The organism is Gilliamella sp. ESL0232, from assembly GCF_013346885.1.
GTDB lineage: Bacteria > Pseudomonadota > Gammaproteobacteria > Enterobacterales > Orbaceae > Gilliamella > Gilliamella bombi.
In genome coordinates this window covers 534873-557592 of record NZ_JAAEDW010000001.1, presented here as the reverse complement: position 1 = coordinate 557592, position 22720 = coordinate 534873, and the positions used below count along the sequence as shown (strand labels likewise).

Annotated in this window: 17 protein-coding genes, 2 tRNA genes and 1 pseudogene; 15 read left to right on the top strand and 5 right to left on the bottom strand. The window is 34.1% G+C overall.

What is annotated here, in order from left to right; all coding sequences use genetic code 11:
- Positions 1 to 26: 26 nt before the first annotated feature.
- On the bottom strand, positions 27 to 992 hold the full coding sequence (gene cysK / locus GYW75_RS02670; protein ID WP_174798313.1) for a cysteine synthase A: 966 nt from the start codon (positions 990 to 992) through the stop codon (positions 27 to 29).
- A 474-nt stretch (positions 993 to 1466) separates the two neighbouring features.
- Between cysK and GYW75_RS02665 the strand changes: the two genes are divergently transcribed.
- Positions 1467 to 2228 (top strand): IS5 family transposase, encoded by a 762-nt coding sequence (locus tag GYW75_RS02665; RefSeq protein ID WP_174798312.1) that lies wholly within the window; start codon positions 1467 to 1469, stop codon positions 2226 to 2228.
- 231 nt (positions 2229 to 2459) lie between these two features.
- Here the strand turns inward: GYW75_RS02665 and GYW75_RS02660 are convergent.
- Positions 2460 to 2536 (bottom strand) — tRNA-Val (locus GYW75_RS02660).
- A 283-nt stretch (positions 2537 to 2819) separates the two neighbouring features.
- On the opposite strand from GYW75_RS02660, the gene recQ reads away from it, so the two are divergent.
- The 5 genes from recQ to GYW75_RS02635 all read left to right on the top strand — a co-directional run bounded on the left by recQ (position 2820) and on the right by GYW75_RS02635 (position 10514).
- Positions 2820 to 4649, top strand: a complete 1830-nt coding sequence (gene recQ, locus GYW75_RS02655) for a DNA helicase RecQ (protein ID WP_174798311.1) — start codon at positions 2820 to 2822, stop codon at positions 4647 to 4649.
- Between the two features lie 265 nt (positions 4650 to 4914).
- Complete coding sequence (locus GYW75_RS02650) at positions 4915 to 5757, top strand: Rossmann-like and DUF2520 domain-containing protein (protein ID WP_174798310.1); 843 nt, start codon at positions 4915 to 4917, stop codon at positions 5755 to 5757.
- A complete protein-coding gene (gene panB / locus GYW75_RS02645) occupies positions 5754 to 6608 on the top strand; it encodes a 3-methyl-2-oxobutanoate hydroxymethyltransferase (protein ID WP_174798309.1) in 855 nt (284 codons plus the stop codon). Before GYW75_RS02650 ends, panB begins: the two co-directional genes overlap by 4 nt.
- A gap of 5 nt (positions 6609 to 6613) precedes the next feature.
- Entirely contained in the window at positions 6614 to 7462 is an 849-nt protein-coding gene (gene panC / locus GYW75_RS02640; RefSeq protein WP_174798308.1) for a pantoate--beta-alanine ligase, read from the top strand.
- 193 nt (positions 7463 to 7655) lie between these two features.
- Entirely contained in the window at positions 7656 to 10514 is a 2859-nt protein-coding gene (locus GYW75_RS02635) for a valine--tRNA ligase (RefSeq protein ID WP_174798307.1), read from the top strand.
- Between the two features lie 49 nt (positions 10515 to 10563).
- On the opposite strand, the gene GYW75_RS02630 is transcribed toward GYW75_RS02635, so the two are convergent.
- Positions 10564 to 11235, bottom strand: a complete 672-nt coding sequence (locus GYW75_RS02630; RefSeq protein WP_085164020.1) for an OmpW family outer membrane protein — start codon at positions 11233 to 11235, stop codon at positions 10564 to 10566.
- 217 nt (positions 11236 to 11452) lie between these two features.
- Here GYW75_RS02630 and GYW75_RS02625 point away from each other — a divergent pair.
- Positions 11453 to 11528: transfer RNA gene (locus GYW75_RS02625), tRNA-Lys, on the top strand.
- 165 nt (positions 11529 to 11693) lie between these two features.
- Here the strand turns inward: GYW75_RS02625 and GYW75_RS12685 are convergent.
- On the bottom strand, positions 11694 to 11849 hold the full coding sequence (locus GYW75_RS12685; RefSeq protein ID WP_202983908.1) for an integrase core domain-containing protein: 156 nt from the start codon (positions 11847 to 11849) through the stop codon (positions 11694 to 11696).
- Positions 11839 to 12201 carry a DDE-type integrase/transposase/recombinase gene (locus GYW75_RS02620; protein WP_202983907.1) on the bottom strand — a complete coding sequence of 121 codons (363 nt, stop codon included), beginning with the start codon at positions 12199 to 12201 and terminating at the stop codon, positions 11839 to 11841. Before GYW75_RS02620 ends, GYW75_RS12685 begins: the two co-directional genes overlap by 11 nt.
- Before the next feature lie 870 nt (positions 12202 to 13071).
- Here GYW75_RS02620 and GYW75_RS02615 point away from each other — a divergent pair.
- From GYW75_RS02615 to GYW75_RS02580, 8 genes and pseudogenes are all read left to right on the top strand, one after another.
- Entirely contained in the window at positions 13072 to 14400 is a 1329-nt protein-coding gene (locus GYW75_RS02615; RefSeq protein WP_174798306.1) for a hypothetical protein, read from the top strand.
- Positions 14401 to 15093: 693 nt separating this feature from the next.
- Positions 15094 to 15615, top strand: coding sequence for a DUF2867 domain-containing protein (locus GYW75_RS02610; RefSeq protein ID WP_174798305.1), 522 nt, complete (start codon positions 15094 to 15096; stop codon positions 15613 to 15615).
- Positions 15616 to 15883: 268 nt separating this feature from the next.
- A complete protein-coding gene (locus GYW75_RS02605; protein ID WP_085164023.1) occupies positions 15884 to 16957 on the top strand; it encodes an HlyD family secretion protein in 1074 nt (357 codons plus the stop codon).
- A gap of 13 nt (positions 16958 to 16970) precedes the next feature.
- A complete protein-coding gene (gene rbbA / locus GYW75_RS02600) occupies positions 16971 to 19769 on the top strand; it encodes a ribosome-associated ATPase/putative transporter RbbA (RefSeq protein ID WP_174798304.1) in 2799 nt (932 codons plus the stop codon).
- 5 nt (positions 19770 to 19774) lie between these two features.
- Complete coding sequence (locus tag GYW75_RS02595; RefSeq protein WP_174798303.1) at positions 19775 to 20905, top strand: ABC transporter permease; 1131 nt, start codon at positions 19775 to 19777, stop codon at positions 20903 to 20905.
- A gap of 186 nt (positions 20906 to 21091) precedes the next feature.
- On the top strand, positions 21092 to 21307 hold the full coding sequence (locus tag GYW75_RS02590) for a hypothetical protein (RefSeq protein WP_174798302.1): 216 nt from the start codon (positions 21092 to 21094) through the stop codon (positions 21305 to 21307).
- A 133-nt stretch (positions 21308 to 21440) separates the two neighbouring features.
- Positions 21441 to 21539: pseudogene (locus GYW75_RS02585) on the top strand (IS5/IS1182 family transposase); the annotation flags it as partial.
- 166 nt (positions 21540 to 21705) lie between these two features.
- A complete protein-coding gene (locus tag GYW75_RS02580) occupies positions 21706 to 22683 on the top strand; it encodes an HlyD family secretion protein (protein ID WP_174798301.1) in 978 nt (325 codons plus the stop codon).
- The last annotated feature ends 37 nt before the right edge of the window (positions 22684 to 22720 follow it).

Below are 22720 nucleotides of genomic sequence, written 5' to 3'. Positions count from 1 at the left end.
TAATCAAGTTTAATTCTATTTGGAATTTAACCGAGCTCTTTTTCAGTAAACATGCCACTAAATAAGTCAGTACTTAAGTAGCGTTCACCAGAAGAAGGTAAAATGGTTACAATAGTTTTATTAGCATTTTCTGGCAATTTTGCTAATCGATCGGCAGCATAAACAGCGGCACCCGATGAAATTCCTGCTAAGATGCCTTCTTTTTCCATCAATTTACGGGCTGTTTCGATCGCTTCTTCATTTGATACTTTTTTTACCACATCAATTAAACTTAAATCAAGATTTGCAGGAATAAAACCAGCTCCAATACCTTGAATTTTGTGAGGTCCTGGCTTAATTGGTTTACCTGCTAGTGCTTGACTAATTACTGGTGAGTTGGTTGGCTCAATGGCAACTGCTGTTATATTTTTACCTTGTGTTTTTTTGATATAACGTGTTACACCAGTAAATGTGCCACCAGTTCCTACTCCAGCAATAAAAATATCGACTTTTCCATCGGTATCTTGCCAAATTTCAGGGCCCGTTGTTTTTTCGTGAATTTCTGGATTAGCAGGATTACTAAATTGCTGTAGCATCAGGTTCTTTTTAGGATCCCTTGCCACCATTTCCTCTGCTTTTTCGATTGCGCCTTTCATACCTTTAGCAGCTTCAGTTAATACTAAGTTAGCACCTAAGGCTTTTAGTAGCTTTCTGCGTTCAATACTCATGCTTTCAGGCATGGTTAACGTTAGCTTATAGCCTCGAGCAGCGGCTACAGCTGCAAGTGCAATCCCAGTATTACCACTTGTTGGTTCAATTAGTTCAACATCAGTAGTTAATAAACCACGCTTTTCAGCATCCCAAATCATGTTTGAGGCAATGCGGCATTTGACGCTAAAACTTGGATTGCGAGACTCAACTTTGGCTAAAATATTACCGTGACCAAAATGTTTTAATCTGACTAATGGTGTATACCCAATAGTTTGTGAATTATCATCAAAGATATTACTCATAATAAAGTCCTTCTTTAGTTCTAATTAGCTCAAGAGAAACTCTCTCTCTCTAATTACTTAATCATATTTATCATTATAAATACTACCTAAAAAGATGGTACTAATTAATTATTATAATGATATTCATTTTAGCTATAAGATGATCTTTGTTTGTAGGAGTTTTTTATAAATGTTAGTAATTGCCAAGATTCTAAAATTGAATTTTTTGTTAAAAATGTGTTATCACAAAATATATGACTTTAAATCAACAAATTCTTTAGTATTTATTGGATCTTATGTAAATGTATGAAATTATCTGATATCAATTAATTTAAATTCTTACTATTTTAGCTCCTTTATACCTATGGTTTATTTATATTCCTATTTCAATAATAGTGTTAATACTAGGGCGTGTTGATCTTTCGTGATTATTTTTTAGACGGCATGATGTGAGTTATAATAATTCTGTCAAAAACAACCATAACTCGATTCATCATGCCAAGAACAATGCTAACAGATAAACGGTGGGAAAAGCTACTACAAATAATGAAAAATACCGGCCGAGTTTATAATAAATCCGAGCATCGGATGACGTTTGAAGGGATCCTTTTCCGAATGAGAACCGGAATTCCTTGGCGAGATTTGCCAGAAGAGTTTGGTGAATGGAGCACCGTCTATAGACGATTTAATTTGTGGTCTAAAAAAGGAATATTAGTTGATATTTTCAAACATTTATCACAACTAGCGGATTTTGAATGGGTGTTCCTAGATGGCTCGATTATCAGGGCTCATCAACATAGTACAGGCGCTGCAACGGAGTATTCCGAGCAAATAGGTCAGAGCTGTGGTGGTAATTCAACTAAAATTCATCTTGCGGTTGATAGTGGTGGTTTGCCTATTTGTTTTGAGCTTTCTGAAGGACAACGACATGATATCACTTATGCAGAAAACCTAGTTGAAAAGCTCGATGAAGTCAATACAGTGATAGCCGATAAAGGTTATGACAGCGAGTCTTTTCGGTGCTTTGTTCGTCAAAAAGGCGGACGAACGGTGATTGCTAAACGTAATTATGGTAAGGATATAGATAAAAGCAGTATGGATAGGTGCCTTTATCGCTATCGTCATTTAGTCGAGAATGCCTTTGCTAGAATCAAGCAATATCGTTCAATATCAACTAGATACGATAAGTTAGAAAGGAATTATGCCAGTATGGTATCACTGGCATTTATGTTAATGTGGCTGCCAATGTATTGTTGAGTAATTTATGTACAGCAAAGATCAACAGCCCCTAGTTATTTTTAACAAAAAATAATCAAATTAATAAGGCAAATATAAATTACTACAGGTTAGGTAATTTTTTACGATGTTTATTTTGATTATTTTTCTCATATCAGTACCAGGGGGTATTGCTAGGGCTTAATATAGCTGAATTCTAATTGAATAGATAATAAACTGGTTTATTTGGATAATTGTAAATAGACCATAATATGGTACGCCCGGGTGGACTCGAACCACTGACCCCCACCATGTCAAGGTGATGCTCTAACCAACTGAGCTACGGGCGTATATTTGAAACACGTAAATATTAACTGTCAAATCGGTTTGTATCAAGTAAAAAAATAAAAAAATAGCTTTTTTTTTAGTCTGTTGAACTAAATTTATTATTGAATTAACATTCTATATATAATAAGTTCTAAAAATTACAATAGATATTGTTTAATGCAGCTGTTTAAAAAACATTTGATTTTTCGGATTGAATTACCAGTTTTCGAAAATTGATGGTGGTTTGTTTACTTTAATTTAGCTATACTCGCTAGCCCAAGTCGGATTTTATATGTTTAGGTTAGTATGTCAATAAAAGATCATATTGAAGATGTTTTACAAAATGTTTTTGGTTACAAGTCGTTTCGAAATCAACAAAGAGAAATTATTGAATCTATTATTGATGGTCGTGATACTTTAACAATTATTCCAACTGGAGGAGGAAAATCTTTATGTTATCAAATTCCCGCAGTTTTATTACCAGGAACAGCAATAGTTGTTTCACCCTTAATTTCTTTGATGAAAGATCAGGTTGATCAATTATTAGCTAACGGTATTGCTGCTGCCTATCTTAATGCCTCACAATCATCTACAGAACAACAAAAAGTTATCAAGCAATATTTGGATCATTCAATAAAACTATTATACGTTTCTCCTGAAAGATTGGGTGTTTACTCTTTTTCTTCATTAATTGATGAGTATCCTCCTTCATTAATAGCTATTGATGAGGCGCATTGCATTTCTCAATGGGGGCATGATTTTAGACCTGATTATAGGCAATTAGGACAACTTTCTATTCGTTTCCCTAAAGTCCCTATTGTTGCATTGACTGCAACAGCAGACACAATGACACAAAAGGATATTATTCATCAACTTAATTTGGTTAATCCATTGGTTGTAGTAAGAAGCTTTGATCGGTCTAATATTCGTTATACAGTTGTTGAAAAATTTAATCAATTTGAACAAGTTGTTTCTTTTATTGAGACGCAAAAAGGTAATAGTGGAATTATTTATTGTTCAAGCCGTTCTAGAGTTGAAGATATGACAACTAGGCTTGCTTCCCGTGGGTTTTCTGTTAAGGCTTATCATGCTGGGTTGACTAATAATGAACGTCAACAGGCCCAAGAAGATTTTATAAAAGATAATGTGCAAATTATTGTAGCTACCGTTGCATTTGGTATGGGAATTAACAAACCTAATGTGCGTTTTGTTGTTCATGCTGATAGCCCAAGAACGATTGAATCTTATTATCAAGAAACAGGCCGTGCAGGTCGTGATGGTGTACCAGCTGAAGCTATACTATTATTTAATAGTAAAGATCTTAATTGGTATCAGCAACAAGTTATTAAAAAAGGGAATGGTCAACATCAAGATATAGAATTACAAAAGATCAATGCAATGGAGGCTTTTGCACAAAGTTTGACTTGTCGGCGCATTGTGTTGCTTAATTATTTTGGTGAAGAGAGGACCGAACCATGTAATAACTGCGATGTTTGTTTATATCCTCCAGAGCTTTATAACGGTTTAATTGATGCACAAAAAGTTTTATCTTGTGTTTATCGTGTAGAACAGCATTATGGTGCTCAATATATTATTGACGTGTTACGTGGTTCTGGGCGATCTCAAATTAAAGAAAATGGTCATGATAAGTTATCGGTTTATGGTATCGGTAAGCAGTATTCATCAGATTATTGGCTTAGTGTTATTAGACAACTAGTTTATTTGGGGTATTTAAGTCAAAATATATCTGCATTTACTACGCTTCAGTTAACACAAAAAGCGCGTCTAATACTTAGAGGTGAAATATCATTATCATTAGCTAAACCACGTTTAGAAATTGTTAAGAAAAGCAGAATTAATCGCTATGCAAGAGCGATTAATTTAACAACAATTCTATCTTACGAAGAACGTATTTTATTTAATAATCTCAAAAGATTACGCAAAAGTATTGCCGATGTTGAAGATATTCCTCCCTATATTGTTTTTAGTGATGCAACATTGCTTGAGATGGTTCAGACTAAACCTGAAAGTAAAAAACAGCTAATTAACATTACTGGTGTGGGTAAAATTAAGTTACAAAAATATGGTAATTTGTTTTTAGATGAAATAAATGAATTTATGATAAAAAATATGTAACAATTTTATACTGAAAAATATTTCTTGAGCTTTTACATCGTTTGGTTCTGGTAATCTTCAAAAGATACCAAATGGTTACATTTCATGTGTTGTTTCCTTCTTTCTGTATCTAATTAATAAAATAATCTACTGTTTTTTCTTTTAATTTTATAATTATTAAAATTATATCTTACTAATTTATTTTAAATGTTATTGATATCTAATTTGATTGAATATCAAGCTGATTAAGCTATAATGCAACGACTTCAAATAATTTACAGTTGTAATGATTATTGGTTTTATCGGTGCAGGTAAAGTAGGTTGTACTTTAGCTAAGTATTTTTCTTTATGTGGAATGCAGATTTCTGGATTTTATAGCCAAACCTATGAACATGCAAAAGAGGCAAGTGATTTTACTCAAAGCCAACATTATACTTTTTTACCTGAATTAGTTAATGATAGTGATTGCATATTAGTCACAGTACCTGATGGTCAAATAGTCACAGTTTGGCAAGAACTTTGTCAATTATCTATTGCTAACAAATGGATTGGTCATTGTAGTGGTCTGTTAACATCGCATATTTTTAGTCAACATAAGGTTGTTCACCCATTTGCGTTTTCGTTGCATCCTTTATATGCTATTTATGATAGATTTAGTTGCTATATGGCAATGTCAGGTATCTCTTTTACTCTTGAAGCAAATGAAAATATTATCCCTCAATTACGAGCCACATTAGCTCCACTAAATAATCCTTTAGCAATTTTACCTGCAAGTAAAAAACCGTTGTATCATGCTGCTTGTGTTATGTTAAGCAATCAAGTTATTGCATTGGTTCAAATTGGTGTTGATTTGTTTAAACAATGTACACTAGATGCTGAATTTAGTGAACAGGCTTGGCATCCATTATTTCTAGGAAATGCAAATAATATTGGTAAAGTAGGAGTGATCAATGCTTTGACTGGACCTGTCGAACGTGGTGATATTGAAACTATCAAACAACATATTATGGCAATGCCTGATGAACTCAAGCCGATTTATCTACAATTATCAACTATTCTACTTAATATTAGTCGGACAAAACATCCAAATAAGGATTATCGACAATTAGAGCTGGAGCTGTTACCTTGAAAAATACAATTCTTACACTACAAAAATGCAAGCAAAATCAACAAAAAATTACCATGTTAACTGCATACGATTACACTACAGCCAAATTAATGGACGAAAGTGGTATAGATTGTCTGTTAGTCGGTGATTCTCTAGGAATGGTGATGTTAGGTTACGATAGTACTGTATCGGTTACTATGGAGGATATGATTCACCATTCCAAAGCAGTAGCAAGAGCCGCTAAGTCAGCTTTTGTGGTGACAGATTTACCTTTTATGTCTTATCACACGTCTGTATATGATGCGGTTTTAAATGCAGGTCGTTTAATCAAAGAAGGGCAAGCTCAAGCAGTGAAACTTGAAGGTGGGCAAGCATTTTATGAACATATCAAAATGATTACACAAGCATCTATCCCTGTTGTAGCGCATATTGGGTTAATGCCACAATCTGTACTTGCTTTAGGTGGGTATAAAGTTCAAGGTAAGGATTATGAACATGCTAAAAATATTGTTCTTGATGCATTAGCGGTTGAAAAAGCTGGTGCTGCAGCTATTTTGCTTGAGTGTGTTCCGGCAGGTTTAGCGAAATTTATCACACAATTAGTTAATATTCCGACGATTGGCATTGGAGCGGGGGGGGATTGTGATGGGCAAGTGCTAGTTTATCAAGATATGTTATCAATGTATGATGGTATTTCGTCAAAATTTGTGAAATCTTTTGCATCGATTGGTGAACAAATGAAACAAGCTTTTAAATTGTATTGCCAAGAAGTTAATAATCGACAGTTCCCAGCTACAAATCATGAGTTTTCTATTGAAGATAATGTTATAGAGAAACTCAAGCTTGAATTTACTATTAACCATAAGGGCTAATACAAATGAATATTGTAAGTACAATTAAAGAAGTCCAAGCACAAGTAAAAGCTTGGCGTCAAGCTGGGTATAGTATAGGACTTGTTCCAACAATGGGATATTTGCATGAGGGTCACCAAAGTCTAATGGCTGCGGCTAAAAAGGAAAACCAAAAAGTAATTGTGAGCATTTTTGTTAATCCTATCCAGTTTGGTCCTTCTGAGGATTTAGCCAGCTATCCTCGTGATTTAAATAGAGATAAAATTGTTTGTGAGCAGATGGGGGTAGATTTGATTTTTTGCCCAACTGTTAATGAAATGTATGTTCCTAATTTTAGTAGCTATGTTGATGTTAATGGTTTAACCAACGCATTATGTGGACAAAAGCGTCCGGGGCATTTTAAAGGTGTTTGCACTGTTGTCACAAAATTATTCAATATTACGCAACCTGATCGTGCTTATTTTGGGCAGAAAGATGCACAGCAGCTAGCTGTAATTAAACGTATGGTAAATGATCTGAATTTTAATATTGAGATTGTTGGTTGTCCGATTGTGCGTGAAGCTGATGGGCTAGCTAAAAGCTCGCGTAATAGTTATTTGTCCGAAAACGAACGATCCGCATCTGTTTGCCTTTATCAAGCTATAGAAAGTGCCAAAGCAATGATAAAGCAGGGGGAAAAGTCAGTAACTGTTATTACAAAAGTTATGCATGAGCTTATAAACAATCAACCCTTAGCTAAAATTGATTATATTGAATTTGTTGATCTAACATCTTTACAATCGGTTGATATGCTTGAGCAAGATAGTTTATGTGCATTAGCCGTTTATATTGGTAAAACACGGTTAATTGATAATTTTATATATCAACATCTCTAGTTATAACAATATTTTGGTGATAGATATATAAAACCGCTTGATATAAAGCGGTTTTTTTGTCATTTGTCGTGTAATAAAAATTTTTTAAGAAGATTAAATCAACGAGTTTATTATTCTGCCAATTTATTGTTTAGCTATTTTACTGTAGAATGGTCAAAATTTTATGCCTTAAATCAGGATTTATGCATTAATTATGAAAAATACGACTTATAATCCACAAGAAATTGAACAACCTATTTACAAACATTGGGAAGAAAGTGGGTATTTCAAACCCAATGGCGATAAGTCCCAACCAAGTTACTGTATTGCTATCCCACCACCAAATGTAACTGGGAGTTTACATATGGGGCATGCATTTCAACAAACTATTATGGATGCCTTAATTCGTTATCATCGTATGCAAGGCAATAATACTTTGTGGCAATCAGGAACCGATCATGCAGGTATAGCAACGCAAATGGTTGTAGAGCGGAAAATTGCTGCAGAAGAAAACAAAACTCGTCATGATTATGGTCGTGATGGATTTATCGAAAAAATCTGGCAATGGAAAGCTGAGTCAGGTGGTAGCATTACAAAGCAAATGCGCCGTTTAGGGGATTCAGTTGATTGGGAGCGTGAGCGTTTTACAATGGACCAAGGCTTATCCAATGCCGTTAAGGAAGTTTTTGTTAGATTATATCAAGAAGATCTGATTTATCGCGGCAAACGTTTAGTTAATTGGGATCCAAAACTGCGTACAGCTATTTCTGATCTTGAAGTCGAAAATCGTGAAGTAAAAGGTTCAATGTGGCACTTACGTTATCCTCTTGCTGATGGTATGAAAACATCAGAAGGAAAAGATTATTTAGTTGTCGCCACAACTCGTCCTGAAACATTATTCGGTGACACAGGTGTTGCTGTTAATCCTGAAGATCCACGCTATAAAGATCTGATTGGTAAATTTGTAGTATTACCGTTCGTAAATCGTCGCATTCCTATTATTGGTGATGAACATGCCGATATGACTAAAGGTACTGGTTGTGTAAAAATCACACCTGCTCATGACTTTAATGACTACGAAGTTGGGCGTCGTCATCAGTTACCAATGATAAATATCCTAACTTTTGATGGTGATATTCGTACACAAGCTGAAGTATTTGATACTAATGGGGAACCTAGCACGTTATATTCAACTGATATACCATTAGAATTTCAGAATTTAGAGCGTTTTGCTGCCCGTAAAACTGTTCTTGCACAATGTGAAAAACTAGGTATTTTGGAAAAAATAGAACCTCATGATTTAACCATTCCTTATGGTGATCGTGGCGGTGTTGTTATTGAACCTATGTTGACGGACCAATGGTATGTGCGAGCCAAAGTGCTTGCAAAACCAGCCATTGATGCCGTCAAAAATGGTGATATTCAGTTCGTACCAAAACAATACGAAAACATGTATTTTTCTTGGATGAATGATATTCAAGATTGGTGTATTTCCCGTCAATTATGGTGGGGACACCGTATTCCAGCTTGGTATGATAAACAAGGTAATGTATATGTGGGGCGTGATGAAGCTGAAGTACGACGTGAAAATAATTTGCCAAATGATATTGAGTTAGAGCAAGATGAAGATGTGCTTGATACTTGGTTCTCGTCAGCCCTTTGGACATTTTCAACGTTAGGTTGGCCAGAAAATACTGACGACTTAACCACGTTCCATCCAACGAATGTGCTAGTGACCGGTTTTGATATTATATTCTTCTGGGTAGCTAGAATGATCATGATGACCATGCATTTTATAAAAGATGAACATGGAAAACCGCAAGTCCCATTTAAAACGGTGTATGTCACAGGTCTAATTCGTGATGAAGAAGGACAAAAAATGTCAAAATCTAAAGGAAACGTTATCGATCCTTTAGATATGATTGATGGTATTTCATTAGCTGATTTGTTAAAAAAACGAACAGGCAATATGATGCAACCACAACTTGCTGAGAAAATTGCTAAGCGAACAGAAAAGCAATTTCCAAATGGCATTGAAGCGCATGGTACTGATGCGCTACGATTTACACTCGCAGCACTAGCATCAACAGGGCGTGATATTAATTGGGATTTAAAACGTTTAGAAGGTTATCGTAATTTCTGTAATAAACTATGGAATGCAAGCCGTTATGTGTTAATGAATACTGAGCAGCATGATTGTGGTTTTAAAGGAGGAGATTTAGATTATTCGCTAGCTGATAAATGGATTTTGGCTGAATTTAATCAAACAGTTAAAACTTATCGTGAGGCATTTGATACTTATCGTTTTGATTTGGCTGCTAATATTTTATATGAGTTCACTTGGAACCAGTTCTGTGATTGGTATTTAGAACTAACGAAATCCATTTTAGCTAATGGCGAAGCATCGCAGCAACGTGCTGCTCGTCATACGTTAGTGACTGTATTAGAAGCTCTATTACGTCTGGCTCATCCAATTATTCCATTTATAACGGAAGAAATTTGGCAAAATGTAAAACCACTAATGGGTATTAAAGCTGATACCATTATGTTACAACCAATGCCTATTTTTGATAACCAGTCTTCAATTGATGAGGCAGTTGCAGATATTAATTGGATAAAAGATGCGGTAATTGCTGTACGTAATATTCGTGCAGAAATGAACATTGCACCAAGTAAGCCTCTGCAGTTATTAATTCGTAAAGCGTCACCAACAGTGCATCGAATTACTAGCAATAATATTAGTTTTATTGAATCATTAGCAAGATTATCTGAAATAGTCTTATTAGATGAAAATGAAACTGGACCTTTATCAGTAACTAAATTAGTTGACGGTGCAGAATTATTAATACCTATGGCAGGATTAATTAATAAAGAAAATGAACTTGCTCGTTTAGAAAAAGAAATTGCACGCATTGAAGGTGAAATTATGCGGATTGCAAACAAGTTATCTAACGCAAGCTTTGTTGATAAAGCACCTGCGGCAGTGGTCACTAAAGAGAAAGAAAAACAACAAGGTTATATTAATGATAAAGCCAAACTGCAAGAACAGTATTTGTTGATAAAAAATCTTTAATATTAATAATAAAAAGTCTCTCAAATGAGAGGCTTTTATACTTATTAAATCAAAATTTGTACCCAACTCCAATCATAGCAACCCAAGGATCAAGCTTATAATTGGCTGTCACTTTTGTATTGCCTAAATGTGTAGTTGCTTTCGTTTCAATATCAATATAACGTATTTGAGCATTAACGAGCCAATTTTCATTGAAAGTATAATCAGCACCAACCTGTGCTGCCCAGCCCCAGGAACTATCAAGATCTAAACCATGGAACCCAGCCTTTTTAGCTTCACCATTGAGTTTTTCATCAAAAAAGAAGGTGTAGTTTATGCCCATTCCAAGATAAGGTTGAAACTCATATTGCGAATCAAGCGGATACCAAACAGCACTTAATGTTGGCGGTAGGTGTTTAATTTTTCCTAAATGAGCACCAGAAAGGCCTGTTGAATTACCACCACCTAACTTAAGCTGATGGCTAAAAGGCGTTGCAGCTAGCAATTCGACACCAATATTATCAGTAACCATATATTGAAAGTTTAATCCAAGTTGGGTATCGTTATCTGCCTTTGCTTTTAGATCGCTTTTTACTCCACCTACTTTAACATGATCACTTTTATCTTGAGGATGAACATAAACCGGTCCTCCACGAATTATAATTTCATTTGCTGTATGAGCATAAGCCAAAGAGCTTACTAATCCCATTGAGATAAGCATTGTAATTGATGATACTTTCATTTTTGCCTCCAAAGTTAAATTGCGAATTAATGTAAATTATGACAACAAGTTTTAGTTAGATAAATAATATTGATTTTATAACTAATTTTATTTTACAATATTATAATACTGAATTTGATATTTCTGAGATTTATATCAAAATTCCTGACAAATAAAATTAAATTGATAACTTGCATTATTAATATAATTTATATAAAATAAACGGAAATATTTAAGTGGGTTGTTAGCTCAGTCGGTAGAGCAGTTGACTCTTAATCAATTGGTCGCGGGTTCGATCCCCTCACAACCCACCATTCTTCTTATTTAAACTCTTATCTAATTCCAAAAAAATATTATATGATAAATAGCTAAGCTAAAAGTTATTTGCATCAAGTTGCACTGAATTGTGTATATGTTTTGTATACGAACTTTCTTGACTAAGTTGGCTAGTAATAAACTGTAGGAAAACGCCGAGTTGTTTACACTTCATGGTTAAAATAATCCTTTAAAAACTCATAAGGCGTTTTCCCTGAAATCGCTTTATGTGGTTTAACGGTATTATAAAAATTAATAAAGCGTTTCAGTTTTTGTTTTCTATCTTTTGAATCGCTAAATATATGCTGATTATGCCACATCGCAATTCAAAGTTCGTATCACTCTTTCGGCTTTCCCATTCGTTTGTGGGCAGGCGGGTTTGGTGAATTTTTGATTAGTACGGTGGTTGTTACACGTTTTAACAAATAAGTGTTCGCTGGTGCCTTGATATTCACGTCCATTATCGGAATAAACACATTCAATAGTATAAGGACATTGGGTTAACACATCGTTTTGTAAAAATTGTGCCGCGCTAAATTGGGATTTATCAGGGTAAATACCCGCATAAAGCTCACGTGAAAAATCATCAATACCGACAAATAAATATTCTCTAGTTTGTTGTTTCGTTTCATTTTTAAGTAAAGGTAAACGTTTGGTATCAACGTGTAGCATTTCTCCCGGATAGGTTTTGTTGTAGTGTTTAACTTGTCATCTTAATTTATCTTCAATCGATTTTTCGACTTTAACCAGACGTTTAATTCCATAACAAATGGTTTTATAACGTTCATTCTTACATTCCTTACTGGTTAAAAACACAAACAGCTTCAATCGTGCTTTTTAGTACGTTATAAATGACTTAACGAATGGCAATAAAACGTTTAGCTAAATCAGTGACCGTTATTTTTCTTTTGCTATATCTCTTGTCTATGATAAGGCGTTAATTTTGTTTTTTTATGTATATTTATTACAGTATTTTTTTAATCACTGTAAACAATGTGAGTAAATTTTATATATTTCTAATTAATCACTTTTCTTAATAATTAAATTAATGTTATATTTACAATATATTTACAAAAAATCTAATCATTTCATTTACTTTAAAAAGTTATGTTGTTTAGTTTATAGTTATTTTAATTTTTTTGTGAATAGGTAATATTAGTATTTTATGTTTTTAAAAGCGCAATATTTACTCGTATTTTCACAAAACGTAATTAGTTAATAAAAGAACTTTAATAAATTTTATTATATAAAATCATAGGGTTAAGTGATGAAAAAATTGCAATATGGACGAAGAAATGATATAATTAATAGTAAGGTACACAGGTACACAGGTCACCCTCTGAACAACTTAAAAAGTTATTTTTATACATACTGTTAATTTTCACGTATTCAAGTCTTTATAGTTCCAAGTTGTACTTAATTAAAACTTCATTTTTGCTACTTTGGATAAAACCGAAGTTTCTGACTAAAATAGCAAAGTTTTGTAAACTAATTCCACGGTTAACGCAACCAAATATAAAAAATTATGCTTTTGGAATGATTTTGGTATTGTTAGGTTTAACGATATCAAGTAATGCAATTGCACTATCAGCAATAACAGTAAAGACAATTCAAGGTAGTGCGCCTTATTTATCGTTTGATAGAAAGGGGACTAAAGCAAATTCAACAGAACATTTATTGAGTATTACATTGTCTGATGGTAGGCAATATAGTATCCGTAATAATCCGTCATCGGAAAATAACCCAATTGAGTTGCCTGCTGTAGATCAAAAACTGAAAGATATTAAGAAATTCATTCCCGAAGGGAAATCAGTAGTTACTTTAACAGATGTAGTATCAACTAACAAATTTTGGAAAGATGATGATGGCGATAGTTCGATCTCTGTAACAGGTAATCTTACAATGACCGTGCAAAATGTTGATGGAAAAATAGTTAATGAGAATACAGAATTAAATGCTTGTTATTCGCCTTATAAAATCACTTTAACGAGTGATAGTGGTATTTTATCTACCCAATACGGAAAGCCAAGATCAACTGAGTTTAAAGGTGGAAGCGTTAGTTATTATCTAACACCTAAAGTTGCAGTTCCTTATGCATGCTTTGCTCAACCAACGTTAAGGTATAATGGAAATGTACTTGTTAGTTATCGTGGTCCAGTTGAACAGTGGGATGATGATAAAGGCTTTAAACCACAAGATATAAATTCCCCCGCATCAAATTTCCCAACTATAGGGGCTAAGGGGATGTACTTTGATTTAACGGTGGCAGGAGCATCGGCAAAAGAGTTAACTTACAGCAAATGGCCAACAGATTCAAATATAGATTTAAGTATAAAACAAGGAAGCCGTTACAATATTGCTAGAATAGAATTAACCGGACCTAGTGATTCAAATAAAGGTCAAACCTCATCAGTTGTTCCAACTTACTTTAATATTTATTCAGATAAAGCAAAGACAAATGTTATATACCGTTTTATGATAAGTAAATGGTTTGTTGCAAAGCCGACTTATAGCGGAGGTTTAGAGGCAGCCAAAGCGTACTGTAGTAGTTTAGGAAATGGTTATAGGCTTCCCCATATTGTTGAAATGACAAATGCAAATAATGATATTGTTGCTTGGGCAGGAGGATTATCTGGTCAACCTAATAATTTCCAACGTCGGATCGGGGGAGGATTCTTTGCAGAGTGGGGGTATACGGATAATGAATACTACGTGAATAGTGATTTTATACGGGATGATATCAATTTTGATTACTGGACTGCTGACCCTTTTTATGGTGGAGAACAAAATTATACTGTTTTTTCAAAGCAAGGTAATATTGGGCACTATTATTTTGTGCATAATGAAACTAGAGTTGTGTGCGTACGTTAATTATCAAGAAATGGAATTAAAAATTTTAGTTCCATCACAATTAGGTTTATGAGATAAAAACAAAAAACATCTAGTGTACTAGTTTAAGAATAAAAATGGTTATTGTAAGATAAAATTATGGATTAAAAGACATTTAAGTTTGTAAGGTGATGGTAAATTATTTGGTTACGTGTTGGTAAAATTATAGGATTGTGATTAGTTGTATCGAAGTTAAAGTCAATCGAATAATAAGACACGAATGAATTGTTACTGAAAGTATATATTCAAACAAAATTTCTACGCATCATGATGGAGATTAGACCTAGCTTTCTTATAACCATTTTTTAAGTAAATAAGATAGCAATTGTAGCTATTTTATAAAATAGTACAGCAAAAAATTAGAAAATTTTCTATGATAAAAGTAAAAAAAAGAAAATGACAGGCACTAAATCATATTGATCTTAAAAGAAGTTGAAGACGGTATTCTGGTTAAAGAGTTTTGCTAGAAATAAAGTATGGGAAATTCTATTTTTTATAAATAGTGAGAGAAATCTAACGATATAGAAAGCTTATATATCAAATGTTTAAAAGAATTAGAAGCGGGAAATCACAAGATTAAGTAGAAGTTTGCTGATTTGCAAGGATCAAATAACATGATGTGTTCTTATATTTTTTGATAATTGACTTATATAATTTAAGGAGGGAGAATATGATATGAAAAACAGACAAAATCATATTATGAAAGTACGGCAAACATTACCTGATAATGTAAGCTTTATTGCAGAAGAAATCGATTATTTAGATTGTCAAAAAAAAGATATTTCTAAAAAATTGACAGCCTATGAAGCTTATAAAATGATGACATCCTATCAACCTAGATGGCTAAAAATACTATTTAAAATAAGGGATTGTTTAGTGAAATTAATCGGTGTTAAAGCGATTAATGGATTTGATAGTTCTGCGGAAAATAAGCATCAACCAGACGAAAGCAATATGGCCGATTTTTTTACCATAACAGAGGAAACCAACGATAAACTGACATTAGTTGTAAAAGATTGCCATTTAGATGTATGTGTTTGTATTCGTGTTGTAGATAAAGGTAATGATATAAGTAAAAATACAGTATATTTAATTGCATCAGTTAAAAATCACAATATCTGCGGGAAATTATATATGTTACCCGTTGCTATTTTACATCCTTATATTGTTAATAAATTATTTGAAAATATAAAATAATAAGTCTTTTATTATAAATAACTTATCAAGTTGCAATGAGCATATCAGCTTTATTGCATAATATAATGATGTTATTAATTTCAAATCTATAAATAAAATATAAAACCATCCTGCTTATTTTTTTAGCTTTTATTGCGATTGTTTTATGAACAGATATTATTTGCCATAAACATTTGATACTATTTAAACGATGCAATTGATTAGGCCATAACGATTTGTTATCTCGTTAAAAATTATTATGAATCGTATTAAAAAAATAAGGTGTTATATGAAAAATATAAGCAGGAAATGGATTGTTATTGCAGTTGTTATTATTTCTATTATTTTTATTTTATGGCAGCAATTAAAAACTGATGGGTATGGTTCAGATTTTATTAGTGGCAACGGACGTATTGAAGCGACTGAAATCAATATTTCAGCTAAATTAGCTGGTAGAATAGAAAAAATTAATGTTGATGAGGGCGATTTTGTTAAAGCCGGTCAAGCTTTAGTCGTCATGCAAACTGATACCTTACAAGCACAACTTAATGAAGCCCAAGCACAATACCGCCAAGCGGTTAGTAATGAAGCAAGTGCTAAAGCGCAAGTAGCATTAAAAATGAGTGATAAAGTTGCAGCGCAAGCAGGCGTAAGCCAAAAGGAAAGTGACTTAGATATCGCCTCAAAACATTTACAACGAACTACCGCACTATATCAAAAAGGTGCAATATCTATTCAACAATTTGATGACGATACTGCTAAAGTAAACAATGCTAAAGCAGCACTAGATTCAGCCAAATCACAAGTTACTGCCGCTGACGCAGCGATTGCTGTAGCCGAAGCGGGGGTTGATAGCGCCACATCGGCAATCAATGTTGCAAGTGCTAATATTAAAAGAATTCAAGCTGATATTGATGATAGTACTTTAAATGCCCCTGTTGACGGTCGTATTCAATACCGAATAGCACAATTAGGTGAAGTTTTACCTTCAGGCGGAAAAGTATTAAATTTAGTTAATTTGTATGATGTTTATCTTACATTCTTTTTACCTGAAACGGTCGCAGGTAAAGTGGGTATTGGTGATGAAGTGAGATTGATTTTAGATGCACTACCAGATAAAGCAATTTCTGCCAAAATATCGTTTGTATCAAGCGTTGCGCAGTTTACGCCTAAAACTGTTGAAACTAAAGATGAGCGTCAGAAATTGATGTTTAGAGTAAAAGCGCAATTAAGCCCTGAATTATTAAAATGTTTTATAAATCAAGTTAAAACAGGTTTACCAGGTGTAGCTTGGGTAAAACTTGATCCAAAAGCTTCGTGGCCGTCAGGCTTAGCTGATATTGCAAAATGTCCAACAAAATAATTGGGGATAGCATATGTCAGAATTCGACAATAAAGATTTAGCTTTATCAACCGAAGCTAAATCGTTTGATGATGCAGTGGTAAAAATTAGTGATGTATCACTGCATTATAAAAAGACCCTTGCTCTTGATAATATCACTTTAGCTATACCGCCAAGATGTATGGTTGGATTGATAGGACCAGACGGTGTTGGAAAATCAAGTTTATTATCATTAATTGCTGGTTCGCATGTTATTCAAGATGGGTTAGTATATGTACTTGACGGTGATATGAAAGATAAAACACACCGTAAAAATGTTTGCACACGTATTGCTTATATGCCGCAAGGGTTAGGCAAAAACCTTTATCCGACTTTATCTGTTGAAGAAAATTTACAATTTTTTGCTCGTCTGTTTGGTAATGATGCGGCCGAACGTCGACGCCGTATTGATGAATTAACGCGTAGTACTGGGTTATATCCATTTTTATCAAGACCAGCAGGGCGACTGTCCGGTGGTATGAAGCAAAAAGTTAGCTTATGTTCGGCTTTAATCCACGATCCTGATTTGTTAATTCTTGATGAACCTACAACTGGGGTGGATCCACTTTCCAGAGCTCAATTTTGGCAGTTAATTAACAAAATTCGTGAACAAAGACCCCAAATGAGTGTGATTGTTGCAACAGCCTACATGGACGAAGCTCAAAATTTTGATTGGTTGGTGGCAATGTATGGCGGTAAGATTCTTGAAACTGGCACACCAAAATCCTTACTAGCTAAGACAGGAAAAGATAATTTAGATGATGCATTCATTCAGCTAATGCCAGAAAGTGCTAGACAAGGTTATCAAACTGTCGAAATTCCACCTTTAGATCTTAATAAAGATCTGCAAACAGCCATAGAAGCAAAAGATTTAACTAAACAATTTGGTAATTTTATCGCAGTTGATCATGTTAATTTTTCAATTAAACAAGGTGAAATATTTGGCTTTTTAGGTTCAAATGGCTGTGGTAAATCAACCACCATGAAAATGTTAACGGGTTTATTGCCGATTTCATCAGGAGAAGCATGGTTATTTGGTAAACCTGTTGATGCTAGTGATATTAACGTTAGGCGTCATTTGGGGTATATGTCTCAGGCATTTTCCTTATATAGTGAATTAACGGTCAAACAAAATTTAGTTCTACATGCACGCCTGTTTGGTATTGAAGAAAGTAAAATACCTGCCCGCGTTGAAGAATTACTAAAACGTTTTGGTTTAGAACAAGATGCAGAAAATCTACCCGATAGCTTACCTTTAGGGGTAAAGCAACGGCTTTCATTGTCAGTTGCGGTTGTGCATAATCCACAAATTCTTATCCTTGATGAACCAACATCCGGCGTTGACCCCATTGCTCGAGATGATTTTTGGCGTTTAATTATCGAATTGTCTAGAAAAGATAAAGTAACAGTGTTTATTACAACTCATTTTATGAATGAGGCTGCAAGGTGTGATAGAATCTCATTAATGCATGCAGGTAAAGTATTAGCAAGCGATACGCCAGATAACATTATCAGCTCCAAAAATGCTAAAACACTAGAAGAGGCCTTTATTAACTATCTTGTTGATGCAGGAGCTGATGATAGTAATGCAGAAGAACACTCTGTTGAACCACCAAAAGAAATACTCAATCAAGCAACAAAAACATTACCACATCATCATGTTCAAGGGTTTAGTCTTAACCGTATGATAGGTTGCTTATGGCGTGAAACACTTGAGTTATCTAGAGATCCTTTACGAGCATTATTAGCGTTATTAGGTTCAGCAATTTTAATGTTAGTTATGGGATATGGTATTACGATGGATGTTGAAGATCTGAATTTTGCTGTGCTTGATCGAGATCAAAGTGTAATTAGTCAAAATTATATTCTTAATTTATCGGGTTCTAAACGTTATTTTATTGAAAGAGAGCCAATTACAGATTATAACGATATGGACGCGCGGTTAAGAAGTAATGAAATCGCTTTAGCGATTGAAATCCCTCCCAATTTTGGTCGAGATATACAACGAGGTGATCCTGTTGATATTGCTATTTGGATTGATGGGGCAATGCCGCTACGAGCTGAAACAATTAAAGGTTACGTTCAAGGAATGCATCTTGCTTGGCTAAGTGAAAAAGTAAAAGAAGTAACAGGAAAATCCTCAACTAGTTTGGCAAATATAGAAACAAGATACCGTTATAATCCTGATATTAAAAGCTTACCGTCCATGGTACCGGCTGTAATACCAATTTTATTATTGATGATTCCATCTATGCTGGCGGCTTTATCGGTTGTGCGTGAAAAAGAGATGGGTTCAATTATCAATTTATATGTAACTCCAGTAACTAAAGCTGAATTTTTGCTAGGTAAGCAAGTGCCTTATATCATTATTTCCATGTTTAGCTTTATATTATTGTTATTTATGGCAATCACCATTTTTGCTGTTCCCGTAAAAGGAAGTCTATTTACTTTATGCCTTGCTGCCTTTGCTTACTGCATTATTTCAACGGGTTTTGGTTTGTTAGCTTCAACTGTTACTCGTAGTCAAATTGCTGTTATCTTTTTAACTTGTGTAGGTACAATGCTACCAGCAATTCAATTCTCGGGATTACTCAATCCTGTCGCATCTTTAGAAGGTGGTGGTCGTTATATTGGTGAGGTTTATCCAACTACACATATGCTAATTATTGCTCGCGGTGTGTTTAATAAAGCACTTGGTTTTATGGATTTGCACAATTCAATATTTGCTTTATTGGTCACAATCCCCATTGTTCTTGGGGCAAGTATTTTTCTTCTTAAAAAACAAGAAGGATAGATATTATGCAAAGTTTAATTAATATTTATCGCTTAGGAATAAAAGAGTTATGGGGGTTATTGCGTGATCCTATCATGTTGTTGTTAATTGCCTATTGCTTTACCTTTGATATTTACATTGCCGCAACAGCAACATCTGATTCGTTGCACCATGCTTCGATTGCAGTTGTTGATGAAGATGACTCACCGTTATCACGGCAAATTATTGCAGCATTTTATCCGCCGATGTTTAATGATCCCGTTAAATTATACTCAATGAACGATGTTGATCATGGTATGGATACGGATAATTATACGTTTGCTTTAAATATTCCGCCTAATTTTCAGCGTGATGTGCTAAATAGCCAAAGTCCAGAACTTCAACTTAATATTGATGCAACACGAATGGGACAAGCGTTTGTTGGAAATGGTTATATAACACAGATTGTTACTGGTGAAGTAACTGAATATGTTAATCGTTACAGTAGAACACCTAATTTGCCCGTTAATATACAAGTGCATACTGCATTTAATCCTAATTTAACGCGATCTTGGTTTGGTTCAGTCATGGAAATTATCAATATTGTGACAACATTATCTATTATTTTAACTGGGGCAGCCTTAATGAAAGAGCGGGAACATGGTACGATTGACCATCTCCTTGCTATGCCTGTTACCCCTTTTGAAATTATGCTCTCCAAAGTATGGTCAATGGGACTTGTGGTATTAATATCAACATGGGTGGCATTGTTGTTAGTTGTTCATAGTTGGCTAAAAGTACCAATTGCAGGTTCGGTAAGCTTATTTTTGATTGGAGCTGCATTGCATCTTTTTGTTACAACGTCACTTGGAATATTTATGGCAACAGTAGCAAAATCCACTGCGCAATTCGCAATGTTACTAATTTTAGTTTTATTACCACTACAAATGCTATCTGGGGGTAGTACTCCGCGTGAAAGCATGCCTGAAATTGTGCAAAACATTATGATGTTTGCTCCAACCACGCATTTTGTTGAATTAGGGCAGGCAATACTGTATCGAGGTGCTGGCTTACGCGTTGTTTGGACTTCATTTGCTTGGTTATTGGCAATTGGTGCTGTATTCTTTTTAATTGCTTTAAGGCGTTTTCGTAGTTCAATTGTGAATATGGGCTCATAATGTCCTATATTTTATTGCAAAATTAGTTGTAAGGATTACTCGTATTGTTTACAAAAATTTGAGAAACGACATAATATGGATACTAAGAATTGAATAGTTACAATTTTTTCTGTATTACACGGGATTGGAGTCGGTGATATTCCCAGTATTGATCGCCTGCTTAGCTTAAATGTACCAACTGTTAAAATGAAGTACAGTAAAACACTCAATGAACATTATATGGCAAATGTTTGTCTACATTGTGGAGCCATACAAGGTCATAACTATGTAGTCACTGATCCCCATGAAATCATCAATTCACTGTGGCATAATCATGATATGAATAACTATTTCTTTAAAAACTTAAAAATTGATACAAGCACATTATTAGGTGAATTGAAAAGATGTATGGAATGGAGCTAATATTCTCATGTTTTGTCTGAAATCATCACCTTTAATACCAGTATACTAATTTAGTAAATATCAACAATCCTATTTTCCATGGATATTACCGTGTTCGTAGTACTCAATCATTACTTAAGATTCATTTATCCCTTATCGTTCTATTTTAATAAGATATGATAAATTAGAAAGGAATTATGTCTGCATGTTATCTCTGGCATTCATACTTATGTGGCTACCAATGCATTGTTGATTAATACATGAATACAAAAGATCAACAATCCCTAACAAAGGATAAATATTTTTTAATCGTTAACACATATAACAGTATATATTTTATTGCGTATTTAAGTGTTTGGCTTTATATTATTTTCAATACTAATATTGCAATTTTGCTTTAACCTTTATAAGCCCAATTTATGCATAAAAAACGTTTTTCTTTGATTGTAGCGATCATTGCTGTTATTGCTATGGTTGTTATTATATATTTTGCTTATCAACCTAGTACTATTATTTTGCAAGGTGAAGTTGAATCTAATCGTGTTGATGTTGCTGCCAGAGTTCAAGGTCGAGTAAATCAATTTAATTATGATGTTGGTGACGATGTTAAGCAGGGTGAAGTTCTTCTTACTCTTTCAAATCCTGCATTGTTAGCTCAGCTTGCAACAGCAGAAGCGCAATTAAAAGTAGCAATGGCGAGTCGTGATAATACTTATAGCACTAGACCAGAAACAATTGATGTGCAAAAAGCGCAGTTAGATAAAGCTAAATCAGATTTAGATTTAGCTCAAACTAGCTATGAAAGAATTAATCGCTTAGCTAAAAATGGCACTGTTTCAAAGCAAAGCTATGATGAATCCTTTAATCAATATCAAGCGGCCATTAAAGCTTATGAAGCCGCTAAAGCTAACTTATCACTAGCCGAAAACGGTAGCAGTGTAGAACAGAAAAAATTAGCCGATGTGCAAGTTGAACAATCAGAAGCAGCATTGTCGCAAGTAAAAGCTGATATTAATGAATTAACTTTAGTTTCTCCAATTAACGGTCAAATTACGACTCGAGTCGCTGAAACAGGGCAATTATACAGCCCAGGTACTCCGCTTTATTCTATTATTGATTTAAATGATATTTGGTTTACTTTTAATATACGTGAAGATTTGCTGGGAAACCTTAAAGTTGGTGATACGTTTCAAGTAAGAGTACCGGCATTAAATAATCAGATTATAGATGTTAAAGTCACTGTATTAAATGCTTTAGGTCAATATGCGAATTGGCAAGCGACTAAAGCAACGGGTGATTTTGACTTAAAGACTTTTGAAATGCGTGCTAAACCAATTAATAAAGTGTCAGGTCTCCGCCCAGGAATGAGTGTTACTACAAAGTGGCAATCTCGCTAGCTTGAATAATATCGAGATTTTAGACAAAAAGGAACGA